This window comes from Corynebacterium sp. HMSC076C10 (genome assembly GCF_001812455.1).
Taxonomy (GTDB): domain Bacteria; phylum Actinomycetota; class Actinomycetes; order Mycobacteriales; family Mycobacteriaceae; genus Corynebacterium; species Corynebacterium jeikeium_D.
On the sequence record NZ_KV809144.1, the window covers coordinates 1 to 14,392 of the forward strand.

The following is a 14,392-nucleotide window of genomic DNA, read 5'->3' on the forward strand; positions in this document are numbered from 1 at the left end:
ACTCATACAGTTTCACATTTGCAGCCCGTAGTTTGTCGGGTTGTCCGCTTTGCTACTTAACGCCGGGTTGTGGAGCTGCCGCAGTTGGGGATTTTACATCACCATCTAATGGTTCCTTTGGAGGGGACGTCGTTGTTCTTCATCTGGCCTGCACATATGGAGTATCGGGGTCTGTTTCGTGTCACCTAGAAAGCAAACCAAGACCCAGTTACCACTTGCGAGTGCCATTCCGGTGGATTGAATGAAAAATGGCGGGAATACAGGAGTTCTCCTATATTCCCGCCGTCTCCTTTTAGGAGCTAGCAATGCGGCTCGAAAGCCTTGGTATCACTAGTTTTCATTCTGCGAGTGGCGCTTACGAACCGCTAGCAAAATACCACCAGCCAGCAACAGCATTGCTGCGATTCCTAGCGTGCCAGCGACCTTAGCGCCGGTGACAGCCAGAGAAGACCCGCCCTTGGAGCTGGAGCTCGAGGTGCTGCCACCCGAGCTGCTGTGGCCCGAGGTATTTCCACTGGAGGAGCTTCCACCAGAGAGGCTACCGCTGGAGGAGCTTCCGCCCTTGGAGCTAGAGCCCGAGGAGCTAGAACCTGAGCTGCTTCCGCCCTTGGAGCTGGAGCCCGAGGAGCTAGAGCCTGAGCTGCTACCGCCCTTGGAGCTGGAGCCCGAAGAGCTAGAACCTGAGCTGCTTCCCCCCTTGGAGCTGGAGCCCGAAGAGGAACCGCCCTTAGAGCTGGAGCTCGAGGAACTTCCGTCCTTACCCGGCTTGCCTGGCTTGTCATCCGGCTTACCTGGCTTGTCATCCGGCTTACCTGGCTTATCGCCCGGCTTGTCGGAATCACCTGGCTTGCCTGGCTTGTCCGGCTTGCTTGGCTTGTCACCTGGCTTACCCGGCTTGGTCGGGTCAGTCGGTTCGTTCGGCTTGGTCGGGTCAGTCGGCTCGTTCGGCTTGGTCGGGTCAGTCGGCTCGCTCGGGTCCGTCGGGTCCGTCGGCTCAGTCGGCTCGCAGTCGAGCTTGGTGCCCACGCGAATCACACGATCCTGCTTCTCCTTGAGAACCTCTTCAGAAGTTTCCGGCTCGCCCACAAACTCACCGTCCTCGAGATTCCAGGTGTTGGTGATTTCCTTCTCACCAGTGACACCAGGCTGATCCTCAATAACCTTGCCGGCTTCGAGGGTCTCGTCGTGCTCGATGATGGTATCGAACGGAATCGGCGCAGTGTGCTTATCCGTCAGCTGGGCCTCACCCTCAGCAGGACCGACCTCGACAATGCGGTCGACAGGATCGCTGATTGTCTCAGACGAATCCTCCTTGACCACATTGCCGTCGCTGTCAACCGTAATCGTGACAGTGTGCTTGACCTCGCCTGGAGTTCCCTCCTGAACAACCTTGGTTTCGCCAGGCTCCAGATCCGGGTTAGTACTGACCAGGGTGTCGAACGGAGTCTTTTCAATCCACGAGTCAGATGTGGTCACCGGCTCACACTTTTCAGTCGGCTCGCTCGGGTCCGTCGGCTCAGTCGGCTCAGTCGGGTCAGTCGGCTCGCTCGGGTCAACAGGAGGCGTCGGCTCGCACTTGCACTTAGTGCCCACGCGAATCTTTCGATCCTGCTTGTCCTTAGTAACGGTCTCCGAAATCTCCGGATCGCCTACCGGCTCACCGTTCTCGAGCTTCCAGGTCTTGGTGATTTCCTTCTCACCGAACTCACCGGCCTGTTCCTCGACAACCCTGCCGACTTCCAGGTTCGGGTCGTACTCAATGAGGGTGTCGTACGGAATCTTCTCCGTGTGCTTATCCGTCAATGCGGTCTCGCGGCCCTTGGCCGGGCCAACCTCGATGATCTGGTTTACCGGGTCGCTGATTTTCTCAGAGGACTCATCCGTGGAGATTTCCCCGTTGTCAGCATTCACCTTAACGGTGTGCTTGATTTCGCCCTGCTTACCTTCCTGGACGACCTTGGTCTCACCAGGCTTCAGCTCAGGGTTGACCCGAACCTCGACCTCGAACGGAGTCTTTTCAGTCCACTCGATGGTCGTGGATGCAGGCTTGCCCTTGGTACCGACCTTGATGATCTTCTTGACCGGCTCAGCCACTCGCACGGTTTCGGTCTTGGAATCCACAACCGTCGAGTTCTCGATGGTCTGGGTCGTGGTGACCTTGTCCTTGCCTAGCTTGCCTTCCTGGACAGTCTCCTGCGTGCCAGCTTCCAGATTCTCGTCGAAGATAATCTCAGTCTCAAACGGGACGTCTACCTCGTACTCAGTAGTGTGAGTGCCCACGGTCTTCGTGCCAACACGGATAACCTGCTTGACCGGCTCCTTGGTGCGCTCAGTGGTCACCTTAGGGTCGCCGGACGGCTTGCCGTCCACAATCTTCTGAGTCGAAGTTTCGACCTCAGTTCCGAGCTGCCCCTCCTGATCGACGACCTGAGTACCCTTTTCCAAGGTGTCGTCGAGGACAATTTCAGTCTCAAACGGAATCGGCTTCTCGGTCTTGGTCACCAGTTCCGATGGCTCCACACCAGGACCGTACTCAATAATGCGAGTAACAGGTTCCTTGGTGGTCTTCTCCTCGGTTACCTCAGCCTTGTCGCCCTTGGCGGTGAAGTTAGCAGTAAAGGTCTTCTCACCGTTTTCGCCTTCCTGGACAACCCTGATTTCACCAGGTGCCAGGTCCGGGTTTTCGCGAACCTCGGTCGGGTACGGAATCGGAACCTTCCAAGTTACAGTCTCAGCGCTTTCGCTTTCAGTAACCTTGGTTCCGATGACGACGACCTCATTAACCGGTGCCTCGGTCTGCTCCCACTGGCCGTCCTTGGTCATCTTTTCCTTGCCAGGAACGCCCTTGGTTTCAACCTTGTACTCGCCGGCAGGAATGGTGTCGTCGTACTTGTACTCGACCTTGAACGGAACCTCACGCGTCGGAACGTCGACAACGTTGACCACAGCGTAAGCGGTATCCGTAGAGCCGTCCTCGTAGGTCACGGTGACCGGAATCTTGACCTGGTCACCCGGCTTCGCATCCGCAGGTGCGGTTGCGGTGATCTCGCCATTGTCGTCAATGCTGACAGTCCAACCAGCCGGAACTTCGCCCAGCTCGTATGGTTTGTCCTTGGCAACGTTGACGTTATCCGGCTTGTCGAGGTTTAACGGCAGCTTTGCGGTATCCCCCGGGTACACCGTCTCTGTTGGGTAAGACGGATCTGCTTCCCAGGCATTAGTCAGCTTCACGACGGTAGTAACCGGCGTCTGAGTAGCACGACCGCCTGGGGCATTAACCGTCACGGTGACGGTATTCTTGTCGCCCGGCTTCGCATCGGCCGGCGGAGTCGAGGTAACGACACCGGTGTTCGGGTCAACCTTGTACTCCCAGCCGTCAACATTCTGAGTGAGGACCGGCTTGCCGTCTTTCTGTCCGAAGGAGAAAGTAGAGCCCTCCGGCGGACCGTCGACATGATGTTCGACGGACTGACCCGGTCCAGTGGTCTGGACATCGTAGGTTGCCTGCAGGTCACCCTTAATAACGACAACGGTGCCTACAACCGTCTGCGGCTTCTGCTTGCCCTCATCACTGTAGTGCGCGAGGACTGGGACATTAAGAATGTCTCCTTCGTGCGCGTCCCTCGGAATGCTGGTCTTAATCTCACCAGTCTTCTCATCAACGTAGACAGTCCACGTCTTGCCATCCTTGCTGGTGAGGGTGGTCTGGTTAGTGCCGTCCTCAAAGGTGTAGCGCGACGGGGCCTCATCGGTCGTGTTGCCGCTCAGCCCGCGCTCGGGGAGTTCCGGAGTGAGGCTGACGTTCGCATTTGGCTGACCAGTTACAGTGTCGTAAGTCGGGATCTTGATGTCCACGATCGCCTGGAACTGGACCTCGATCTCATCGGTGGTCTGGTCCGGATAGGTCGCCTTCACCTTCGGAGTGATGACGGTTCCCGGCGCGACAGAGTCGTCCGCCTTCGCGGTGACCTTACCTGTGTCGTCGACCTTGACGGTCCACCCTTCCGGGACAGTGGACGGGTCAATCTCAAACTTGGCCGGGGGAACCGGCTTATGGCCCTTCATGATGGACTTGGTGGTGATCTGAGAGGTGATGTCTTCATTCACCTTGCCCTTGGCAAGACCCGGGCGCACCAGGTCAGTGACCTGGGTATTGTTCGGGTCGACCACGACGAGCAGCTCAAGTTCATCGGTGGAGCCATTCGAGTATTCCACTATGACCTTCGGGCGTGCGAAGGTGCCCGGCTTCGGGTTTTCCGGAGCGGTGACGGTGACGTTGTAGTCCTCGTCCATCTCGACGGTCCAACCCTCGTAGACGTACTTCTCGTCCAGCTCGACCTTGGCCTCGAAGCCGCCGTCACCCTTCTTCTTCACCAGGTCCTTGATCTTATCTGGTACCTGCTTGAAGACGACCTTCTGCGGCTCGGTTGCCAAGGGGCCGGTTGCGCTATCGACGCCCGAGATGATTGAAGCATCTTCCTTGTCATACTTCGGGGAGTGGTACTCCGTGTCATCCAGGGAGAACGCCTTGGAATCGATGACGTTTGCCTTGTTGTAGCGCGTCAGCGAGTTGGAGCTGTTGAAGGCTCCGTCATGCTCGATAAACTCATTGTGGCTCTTAGCTGCAGCCTGGAGCTGGTCCACGCTACGCGGCTTTGCCAGAACGGAGAAGTTCACGTTCTTATCAGTTGCCAGGTCGGTACCGCGGTACTCAGGCCAGGTGAAGAAAATCTCGCCGGTCGCTTCGTCGATACGCAGGTTCTTGGTGCCACCGGAGGCCGCTGGGTCGGTGGTACCGATGAACTTGCCGTTGCCGTCGTAGGCCTCCACGACCATGCGGGACATCGAATCATCCGTGCCGCCGCCCGTCACAGCAGGAACGTTAATCTTACCGACCTTGGTTTCCTCACCGGGGACGATAACGTGCTTTTCGAAGCTCTCCCACGAGACCGTGATCGGGTTACATTCGATGTTCTCGCTCGGCCACGGATTTACGACAGCCGCAAAGGTTGCGGAGTCTCCCTGAGTGGCAAACGGAGCGGAAGTGCGCGCTTGCTTGTAGTTGCTCTGCCAGGCATAACGCACCGGGTTAGCGGCAGTGGCCTCAGCGAACTGCTTGACTTTCGCGTCGGTCAGTTCCGCGTTTAGGTTCAGGTTTCGCTGTCGCCCAGAAGCAGTAATATCGAGGATTTCGTCGGCCTTGTGGGTGACTACCTCGCCCGGAAGAAAGGTCTGACCGGCCCCCATAGAGGGGACCTGTCTCGCATCGAGAACCACCGACAACAACCCTGAATTGGTAAAGCTCCAATCAGCGAACGTGCGGTCCTTCGAGTTATCGAAGGAGACGCTCAAACCCCACAGTGTTTTCGAAGGGCTGTCAGCCGCAGGTTCCAAGGTGTTCCAGCTGAAACCAGCCTGGCTGCCCTGCGGAGCGTTCTCCGAGACAACACACGAACCGGCCGGGAGGTCGGAGGCCTTCTGGGCGTCCTTCTCCACCGCGCCGGACTTGTCGCGGATACCGCCGGAGAGTTCTGCAGCTACCGCCTCCGGCTGTGAAGAGACAAAATTCGGAGCAACTCCGATCGCGCTACCAACTACGGCTGCGACTGTTAGCACAGCCAAAGGAGCGCGTACGGAGCGCTTCTTTAACGCTTCCGGTAATTTCATACGCATTTTGCGTCCTTATCCAATTTTCCTATCCTTACCCACCTGGTACGGGCCCGCTGGCACCTCACCGAGTCTGTTAGCGAGACTTTGAGGATCAACACTTGGATGTTCACCACCCAGAAAGCTCGGTGACACTTAACCGCAAACCGTAAAAAAAGGGTGCACCCACAGTTTAGCATGCAAAATTAATGCCATAAATCCTGGTGACACCCCCATACACCCCTGAAATTTCGGCGAAAGCAACGCTTGGCAAACCGGCACAACGAATACAAAACGCCGCCCACCGAAACTACTTTTGGTTTCCGTGGGCGGCGTTTTTATTTGGCTACAGCCTTTGCCTTCGCTCTTATCGATGCACTACTCACTGATGGCCACGCTACAGCGCACCGATAGGTGAATAGCGTGGCCACAAGTGCCGGGCACTACTGCGACCGTGCTCTACTATGACTCAGACTTCGTCCCCGACTCCTCTGGGCTCTCTGATTCCGACTTTTCGCCAGACTCAAACTCGCCTTCAACGACCACATCAGACTGAATAACCAGGCGTCCCTCTTCATCGTGTGTGTACTCAAAGCGCGGCAGCTCATTGCCCTCTTCGTCGTAGCCCGGCGCGGGTGCGGCTTCGTGCTTCTCCAACTTCTCCGGAGTATCGGTCTTCTCCCACTGGCGGGTAACCGGCTTGCGCACTGCCATGTGGTCATCACTCATGCCTTTGACCAAGGAGTACATCATCACAAAGTGGAGGAAGAAGAACGGTACACCGATGACGATCACCGCGGATTGCAGCGCTTCCAGTGCAGTTTCACCAGAAATCAGCAGCAGAGAAGCTGCCACAGCACCGATCATGACGCCCCACAGCACGCGGTAGAAGGTCGGAGCCTTGTTTTCCTCACCGGTGGACATCATGTCCATCACCATCGCCGCCGAGTCGATGGAGGTGACGAAGAAGATCATGATCACAAAGAGCGCAAACACACTGACAAGCGTTGCCAACGGGAACTGCTCCAGGAGGATAAAGAGCGCCGGTGACGGGTCTCCGCCCTCGACAACTGGTTTGGTCAGAATACCTGGCTGCTCATTTTCCAGTTCAAAGCCGGCACGGCCGAAGATGGAGAACCACATGATTGACACGATTGTCGGCAGTGCAATCACACCGGCAATGAACTGACGCACAGTACGGCCACGGGAAATACGGGCGACGAACATGCCCACAAATGGCGACCAGCAGATTGTCCAGGCCCAATAGAAGACCGTCCAGGCGCCCTGTTTCCAATTCGGGTTGACGTCGTAGGAGTCAGTCCAGAACATGATGCGCGGCAACGCATCCAAGTAGACACCTGTCGTATCGACGGTCTGGCGCAGCAGCGTCAATGTCGGGCCCATGAGCAGCACGAAGACCATCAATGCCATGGCTGCCCAAATGTTGGCATTGGACAACACCTTAATACCTTTGTCCAGACCGCGGGCCACGGAAATCGAGGCAATCACAATAATGATGGCAATCAGAATGAGCTGCACCATCGAGCTTTCCGGGGTACCGATTACACGTGCAGCACCGGAGTTAATCTGCAGCGCACCCATGCCCACCGATACCGCGATACCGACGACGGTACCGATGATGGCGACGGCGTCGATAAGCTTGCCCGGCCATGAGTAGATTCGGGCACCGAGCAGCGGCGCGAAGATGGAGGAGACGCGCGGCGGCAGGTGACGCTTGTAAATGAAGTACCCCAGCGCGAGCCCCGGCAGCGCCATGATGACCCACATGTGAATACCCAGGTGGTAGATGGTAAATGCCATCGCAGTGTTCTGAGCTTCGCGGGTCATCGAATCTTGACCGAACGGCGGGTTGTAAGCGTGGTTGAGCGGTTCAGCCACACCCCAGAACATCAGCATGGAGCCAGTACCGCCGGCGAAGAGCATGCCGAACCATTCGGCGATGGTGTATTCGGGCTCTTCGTCATCATCGCCAAGTTGAATGCGTCCGTATCGGGACACAAACAAGCCGATGAGGAAGATAAAGCTTGCCGAGACACCACCGATGAACAGCCAGCCCATGTTAGACGTAACCCAATCGGAAGCGGCCGAGTAGGCATCCCGAGCGGTATCCCCCAGCGCTATGGTCACTGCCACAAAGAGGACAATGAAACCCATCGCTGTCGTGAAGATCAACGGGTCGGTCGGCAGGTTCTTGAGAAAACCGCCCGACTTCTTTTCTTGCTTGTTTACTTGTGGCGTTTGTGTAGATCCCATTATCGGGGTCAGCGCCTTTCACTTCTAGATTGTCTGTCTCAGAAAAGACAGCTCGGAAGACACATTCCTCCCAAGTCGGTTATCTACGTTACAAAAGGAAGCCCAGTCATTCTCAATAACTAAGCCTTTGTGCTGTAATTGCGACTTTTTCCTTCGAGTTCACGCTGGTTTAACTGAACGTCAAAGTGGAAAACCTATCGTTCGACTCCATGCAGCTTTCCCGTCGCAGCGCTCTACGTTTAGGCGCATCCACCGCACTTGCCACTTCAGTCACGCTCGCTCATGCCTCTAGAGCTGCGGCTTCAGCTACACCGGGTTCGCCGTCACTGGCCTCCCCAGGGTTACTGCGTTCTCGGCCACAGCTCACCCACGGCGTTGCAAGTGGCGATATCCGCGGCGACGGCGCATTGATTTGGGCTCGCTCAGACCGCCCCGCCCATATGGTGGTTGAAACTGCTGCAACTGAGAGCTTCCAGAATGCCAAGGTATTCCGCAGTAACTCTCTGTTAACTCCAGACACTGACGGCACCGGACGTCTACGTGTCGTCGGTCTCGAACCGGGGCAGGAAATCTTCTATCGTGTCACGCTCGAAGAGGCAGATACTGGAATCTGCTCTGATCCCGTTATCGGCACCTTCCGTACTGCCCCAAACCGCGCATCCAACATCCGCCTGCACTGGTCCGGCGATGTCGCAGGTCAGGGTTGGGGAATTAACGACGAAATCGGTGGATACACCGGCTTTTCCACCATGATGGAGCGCAATCCAGACCTATTCATTCACTCAGGCGATACCTGCTATGCCGACGGTCCGCTGGATGAATCCGTCACGCTTTCCGACGGCACTGTGTGGCGCAACCATGTCACTCCGGCCAAATCCAAGGTTGCTGAAACCCTCGAAGAGTATCGTGGCCAGTACTCCTACAACCTCATGGACAAGAACTACTTGGCCTTCAATGCGCAGGTTCCGCAGCTAGTCCAGTGGGATGACCACGAAACAGTCAACAACTGGTACCCCAACGAAGTCCTAGACGATGATCGCTATACCGAGCGCGATGTCAACACCCTGGCCAAGCGTGCCTACCAGGCCTTCCATGAGTGGCAGCCAATTGATCAACAAATGGCTGTAGATGGGCGCGTCTACCGCAAGGTTTCCTACGGCCCGTTGCTAGACATATTCATTCTGGATATGCGCAGTTACAAGGGAGAAAACACTTCCAATAATCCGCGCTCGACAACCGAAGAACCAATCCTTGGCGAAAAGCAGACCAACTGGTTAATCGACTCCCTCAAGGACTCCCGCGCGACGTGGAAGATTGTTGCTAATGACCTACCGCTTGGAATCATCGTCCCCGACGGCGACGATGGTGACCAAGAAAGCGTATCCAATGGTGCCGCCGGTGCACCTGCAGGACGTGAACGTGAAATCGCCCGCCTGCTCAGCGCCATTAAAGATGTTTCAAATGTCGTCTGGCTCACCGCCGATGTGCACTACACCGCGGCTCACCACTACAGCCCAGAGCGCGCACAGTTCACCGACTTCGCACCCTTCTGGGAATTCGTCTCCGGTCCTCTCCACGCGGGCGCATTCGGCCCCAACGAAATGGATTCGACCTTCGGGCCGAAGGTGGAGTACGTCCACGCACCGGGTAAAGACAATGCCAACGCCGACCCCACACAGGACTTCCAGCACTTCGGCGAAGTCGATATCGACGGCGACTCACGCGAGATGACCGTCCGTCTGCTCACCACTCGTGGCACCGAGTTGTGGTCGACAACGCTGAAGCCGCAGGCGTAGGCACACTGTTCAACAGCGCGTGGCGGTAGCCACTAATTAGTGCGTTCCGCCACGCTTTACGACGGTCTCCTGCCCCGCAGCCTGCCAGGCCACAATGCCCCCGTCCAGATTGATGAGCTCCGGTATGGCGCCATCAGCCTCAATCTCGCTGGCCAACAGCTCAATTGCCTGTTGCGAGCGGGCACCCGAGTGGCAGTGAATCAGAACTCGTGGGTAGTTCGACTGGAGGTTCCGCTCAGCCCACGCTTCGCGAATCGCAGCCCACCCACGGCTGCGAATGTTGCCGAGTGGCACAAGCACAGATCCGGCAATGGCAGCCTCCGCGTGTTCTTCAGGCTCGCGTACATCGATGAGAGGCACACCCTCGGCAAGAAGCTCGTGCGCCGTGTTGGGGCCAATGCTGCGCATGCTCTGCGCCGGGGCCTCCTCATCCTCGGTCCACGAAGCTGCGCACACCTGCGCAATTTCGGTCAAGTCGGAAACGGGTTCGCGCTCCGGGTCGGCTGCAAAGGACAGTGTGCGGGTGGTTGCCTCCAGGGCGTCGATAAGCACGAGTTTGCCGACGGCGACCTTGCCGACACCAGTGAGCACCTTGATAGCTTCGACGACCATCATGGAGCCGATCTGTCCGACCATTGCGCCGAGGACACCGCCTGCGGCGCACGACGGCACGGAGCCGGGATCGGGGATGTCGGGGTAAAGATCGCGAAGCATGGGGCCGTGGCCAGGCCAGAAGACGGACAGTTGCCCTGCGAACTGCAGAATCGTGGCCCAGACCAGCGGCGTTCCGGTCAGCTCCGCGGCATCGGAGGACAGGTAGCGCGTGGCGAAGTTGTCTGCGCCGTCGAGCACTACATCGTGAGTGGCGAAGAGCTCCTCAGCATTGTCGACGCTTAACCTGCCGACGATTGCAGTCACCGACGCCTCGGAGTCAAGGCGCCGCACGGCATCCGCGGCAGATTCGGCCTTCGGGCGACCAATGTCGGACTCACGGTGAATGACCTGGCGCTGAAGATTGGACTCGTCGACCACGTCATCGTCAATGATGGTGATGTGCCCGACCCCTGCCCCGGCCAGGTACAACAGCGCAGGCGATCCCAAACCACCAGCTCCGATGACGAGGACGCGGGAGGCTCGCAAAGTTCGCTGCCCCTCGGCACCAAAGCCCGGAAGTGTTAGGTGCCGGGCGTACCGGCGCAGGTCGCGGTCCGAAAGATTGACCCCCTGCTCAGCCATTACAGAGAATCCTGCTCGCGTGCGCCGCTGACGCGCTCAGTGATGATGCCCTCAAACGACGAGCTCGCCTGGGCCAGTCGACGCCGTGGAATGCGGCCGGACTCGCGAGCAGTCAGTCCTGCCTCAACGCCGAAGCGCATCGCCGTGGCCATGCCCACCGGATCATGTGCACGGGTCACTGCGGATGCCAACAGCACTGCATCGCAGCCAAGCTCCATCGCCTGCGCTGCCTCAGACGCGGTACCGATGCCCGCATCCAGGATGATGGGCACATTCGCGCGGTCCACAATCAGCTCGATGTTGTGTGGGTTAAGAATGCCCAGACCAGTGCCAATCGGCGAGCCCGCCGGCATGACAGCTGCACAGCCCAGATCTTCCAGCCGCTTGGCCAGCGCCGGATCGTCGTTGGTGTAGGCGAAAACGACGAAGTCGTCAGCTACCAACTGCTCCGCTGCCGCGACCAGCTCGACCGGGTCCGGCAGCAGCGTGTCCTCGTCGGCGATGACCTCGAGCTTCAGCAGGTTGGTTTCCAGCGCCTCGCGGGCCAACTGCGCAGTCAGCACCGCGTCACGAGCGGTATAGCACCCCGCAGTATTCGGCAGCGCCGCAATATTGTTGCGCTGCAAAATCTCAAAAACGTTCTGCTTCGTACCGGGCGTAAAGCGGCGCATCGCCACCGTAGTCAGCTCAGTGCCCGAAGCCACCAGCGCGCGCTCCAGCGTATCCATGCTGGTCGCACCGCCAGTTCCCATAATCAGACGGGAGTTCAACTCCAGCCCGCCAATGCGCAGCGGTTCGCGTGTAAGTCCGCTCGCCGCCCCGGTTTCGTTTGCCTGTGCGGACATATTTGCTTGTGCGGAATTCTCGGTCATCTCTAGCCTCCCTGAACTGCTGTCACGATGTCGATTGCACCTGCCACGGGCGTGCTCGCCCACTTGGCTCGCGGGATTACCGCACCATCCACGGCTACCGCGATTCCCAGGCGGGTGCCGTCCGCGGCAGTGCCGTCGTCGTTAAGCGCGTGCCCCGTGTGCTTTGCGACGAGATCTGCGACCATCTCCCCCGCAGCCGGTGTGTAGCCTTCGCCATTGAGTGTTGTGGTGGACATAAGCGAGCCTCCTCTAATCGCTGAAGCGGAATGGATTGACGGCGGAAAGAAGCGCCGGGTCGTTGTCAGTTTCCCGACCTGCGACGACATCGGCCGTGAGCTTGGAACCGATGGCCGTAAGCAGAATGCCGTGACGGAAGTAGCCGGTGGACACGGTCAGTCCTGGAGCCACGCGACCAATCATGGGGACATCGTCTGGGGAACCAGGCCGGGCGCGGGCGGTCATCTCGTAGATTTCGCAGTCGAGAATGCCGGGCACCAGGCGGTATGCGTCGCGGAGTAGCTGATGGACTCCTTCGGCGGAGACGCCGGTCAGGTCATCTTCACGCGAGGTAGCGCCGAGCACGACGGTGCCGTCAGCACGCGGGACGATATAAACCGGACGTCCCTGAACCACACCGCGAATAGTGCGAGTGACCAGCGGCTGCAAGCGCTCCGGTACACGCAGCCGCAGCACATCCCCATAGACCGGGCGCAGTGGCAGATTCAGATTCTCCGGCAGGCCGGTGATGTCGGCGGTGTTCAGCCCCGCAGCAAGCACGACCTCATCGGCGAGGTAGTCATTTCCGTCCGTACCGCGCAGCCCAATGGCTTGGCGGGGGTCGGCATCAGAAGCGTAGATAACCTCTTCCGCGCGGGTGCGGATGACGCGGTCTCCCAGAATGGTCAGCAACGCCTCGGCGAGCAGACGCGGATTGACCTGGTGATCTCCCGGAATATCCACCGCACCAACACAGCCCGGGCCCAACGCTGGTTCTGCCCGGCGCGCCTCGGTAGCGGTGATGCGGCTGATCTCCATGCCCATGTCGTGCTGCAGCTCAACGAGCTCGCTGAGTGTCTGCCGGTCGGCGGCATCACCCGCACACACGAACGTGGAATTCTCGATGTAGCCGACATCGTGGCCCGATTCCTCGGCGATAGCCAGGGCAAAGTCGCGGTAGAGCTTGCCCGACTCCACCATCAGCGGATACAGCGTCGGCTGATCCCACACGACTTCGGCTACAGGCGCCAGCATGCCAGCTGCGGCGAAAGTTGCGCCGGAAACGGGCTCGGCATCGAGGACAGTCACATCGAATCCCTGGCGGAGTAGTCTCCATGCCGTCGCCAAGCCGATAATGCCCGCGCCTGCGATAACAACGCTCGACGACGTCTCCCCTGTGCCGCCCTCACTTGTCGAGGCAGCACCCATAGCGGCAGCATTCACTGCCATTCCTCCCTCCGGCGGCATAACCCGCATCAGGTAAAAGCGGTCGGCGTTACTCGCCCTCTCAGCCAGCGGCATCTCATCGATACCGAGTACGGCTCCCGCGGAACGTGGTACTCCCCCATCATATGACTTCGGACTCACCGCCACGACACCGCATCCCCAACCTCGCCTAACATGGGGACATGAACGCCTCATCAGCCGCCACTCGCACAACACGACGCGCCCTGCTTGCCGACGCCCGCCTGTACCTCTGCACCGACTCGCGCGCATCCCGCGGTGATCTGCGCGAATTCCTGCACGCCTGTTACGAAGGCGGCACTGACATCATCCAGCTGCGCGACAAGAAAGTCGACACCCGCGACGAGATTGCCGCTGTGGAGACCCTCGCCGAGGTCGCCGCTGAACACGGCAAGCTCTTCGCCGTCAATGACCGCGCCGACATTGCCGCACTGACCGGCGCAGACATCCTGCATGTGGGTCAGGAAGACCTCACCACCGAGCAGGCCCGCCAGATCGTTGGCCCCGAGGTTCTCATCGGCCGATCCAACCGAAATCTGGACATGTTCGCCGCCTCGCTTGCCGACGATGGCATCGATTACGCGGTAATCGGCCCGGTGTATGCCACCCCGACGAAGCCCGACCGTCAACCCGTCGGAGTCGAGATGGTCCGTGAAGCTGCGGCACTCGTGCGGAGGGCGCGTGCACAGGGTTCAGCGGAGTCCCACCAGGATTCCGTGGCCGATATTGTGCGCCCACACGACCGCGGCGCAAGTGACCCGGTCAAGCCATGGTGGGCAATCGGCGGTATCAACGCCGGGACCGCCGGCGAAGTTATCGCCGCTGGTGCGGAGCGCATTGTGGTGGTTCGCGCACTGACCGAGGCAGCGAATCCGGAAGAGGCAGCGCGTGCTCTGCGCGCTGCGATTACGAACGGTCGCTGAGTTTCGTGGGTTAAGTAGCAAAAGTGTGGGTTAATAGGCAAAAAGTGTGTCCGCTCGGCGTGTCGCTGGGTGGGCACCATTTGCTATCTAGCCCTACTTTGCCCCAATGCGAGTTAGTGACTGCGTTTATGACAAAATTGGCCCAAAAATGGCCGGTAGGTTCAGGCGGTGAATGCATCACCAC

The 14,392-nt window shown here is 58.9% G+C and carries 8 protein-coding genes and 1 riboswitch; of the genes, 2 read left to right on the forward strand and 6 right to left on the reverse strand.

Annotated elements, in window-relative coordinates:
* Nucleotides 1-330 precede the first annotated feature (330 nt).
* Both HMPREF2857_RS07240 and HMPREF2857_RS07245 read right to left on the reverse strand, forming a co-directional pair.
* A complete protein-coding gene (locus tag HMPREF2857_RS07240) occupies nt 331-5,667 on the reverse strand; it encodes a G5 domain-containing protein (protein ID WP_070643372.1) in 5,337 nt (1,778 codons plus the stop codon).
* A gap of 441 nt (nt 5,668-6,108) precedes the next feature.
* Nucleotides 6,109-7,920, reverse strand: coding sequence for a BCCT family transporter (locus HMPREF2857_RS07245; protein ID WP_083310531.1), 1,812 nt, complete (start codon nt 7,918-7,920; stop codon nt 6,109-6,111).
* Nucleotides 7,921-8,129: 209 nt separating this feature from the next.
* Between HMPREF2857_RS07245 and HMPREF2857_RS07250 the strand changes: the two genes are divergently transcribed.
* Nucleotides 8,130-9,716, forward strand: a complete 1,587-nt coding sequence (locus tag HMPREF2857_RS07250) for an alkaline phosphatase D family protein (RefSeq protein ID WP_016421418.1) — start codon at nt 8,130-8,132, stop codon at nt 9,714-9,716.
* Between the two features lie 36 nt (nt 9,717-9,752).
* On the opposite strand, the gene HMPREF2857_RS07255 is transcribed toward HMPREF2857_RS07250, so the two are convergent.
* The 4 genes from HMPREF2857_RS07255 to thiO are packed head-to-tail and all read right to left on the reverse strand — an operon-like array spanning nt 9,753 to nt 13,249.
* Complete coding sequence (locus HMPREF2857_RS07255) at nt 9,753-10,952, reverse strand: ThiF family adenylyltransferase (RefSeq protein ID WP_070643361.1); 1,200 nt, start codon at nt 10,950-10,952, stop codon at nt 9,753-9,755.
* Nucleotides 10,952-11,797 carry a thiazole synthase gene (locus tag HMPREF2857_RS07260; protein ID WP_141752745.1) on the reverse strand — a complete coding sequence of 282 codons (846 nt, stop codon included), beginning with the start codon at nt 11,795-11,797 and terminating at the stop codon, nt 10,952-10,954. Before HMPREF2857_RS07260 ends, HMPREF2857_RS07255 begins: the two co-directional genes overlap by 1 nt.
* Before the next feature lie 29 nt (nt 11,798-11,826).
* Nucleotides 11,827-12,060: a sulfur carrier protein ThiS gene (locus HMPREF2857_RS07265; protein WP_070601122.1), complete on the reverse strand. Its 234-nt coding sequence runs from the start codon at nt 12,058-12,060 to the stop codon at nt 11,827-11,829.
* Between the two features lie 13 nt (nt 12,061-12,073).
* The gene (gene thiO / locus HMPREF2857_RS07270) at nt 12,074-13,249 is read right to left on the reverse strand and encodes a glycine oxidase ThiO (RefSeq protein ID WP_070643367.1); all 1,176 of its coding nucleotides are present in this window, start codon (nt 13,247-13,249) and stop codon (nt 12,074-12,076) included.
* 7 nt (nt 13,250-13,256) lie between these two features.
* Nucleotides 13,257-13,379, reverse strand: a riboswitch (TPP riboswitch).
* Nucleotides 13,380-13,449: 70 nt separating this feature from the next.
* Between thiO and HMPREF2857_RS07275 the strand changes: the two genes are divergently transcribed.
* Nucleotides 13,450-14,208, forward strand: a complete 759-nt coding sequence (locus HMPREF2857_RS07275; RefSeq protein ID WP_070643370.1) for a thiamine phosphate synthase — start codon at nt 13,450-13,452, stop codon at nt 14,206-14,208.
* Nucleotides 14,209-14,392 lie beyond the last annotated feature (184 nt).

Excerpts from the sequence above, each read along its gene's own strand:
- HMPREF2857_RS07240 (WP_070643372.1), bottom strand. The coding sequence starts at position 5,667 with ATGAAATTACCGGAAGCGTTAAAGAAGCGCTCCGTACGCGCTCCTTTG.
- HMPREF2857_RS07245 (WP_083310531.1), bottom strand. The coding sequence starts at position 7,920 with ATGGGATCTACACAAACGCCACAAGTAAACAAGCAAGAAAAGAAGTCG.
- HMPREF2857_RS07250 (WP_016421418.1), top strand. The coding sequence starts at position 8,130 with ATGCAGCTTTCCCGTCGCAGCGCTCTACGTTTAGGCGCATCCACCGCA.
- HMPREF2857_RS07255 (WP_070643361.1), bottom strand. The coding sequence starts at position 10,952 with ATGGCTGAGCAGGGGGTCAATCTTTCGGACCGCGACCTGCGCCGGTAC.
- HMPREF2857_RS07260 (WP_141752745.1), bottom strand. The coding sequence starts at position 11,797 with ATGTCCGCACAGGCAAACGAAACCGGGGCGGCGAGCGGACTTACACGC.
- HMPREF2857_RS07265 (WP_070601122.1), bottom strand. The coding sequence starts at position 12,060 with ATGTCCACCACAACACTCAATGGCGAAGGCTACACACCGGCTGCGGGG.
- thiO (WP_070643367.1), bottom strand. The coding sequence starts at position 13,249 with ATGGGTGCTGCCTCGACAAGTGAGGGCGGCACAGGGGAGACGTCGTCG.
- HMPREF2857_RS07275 (WP_070643370.1), top strand. The coding sequence starts at position 13,450 with ATGAACGCCTCATCAGCCGCCACTCGCACAACACGACGCGCCCTGCTT.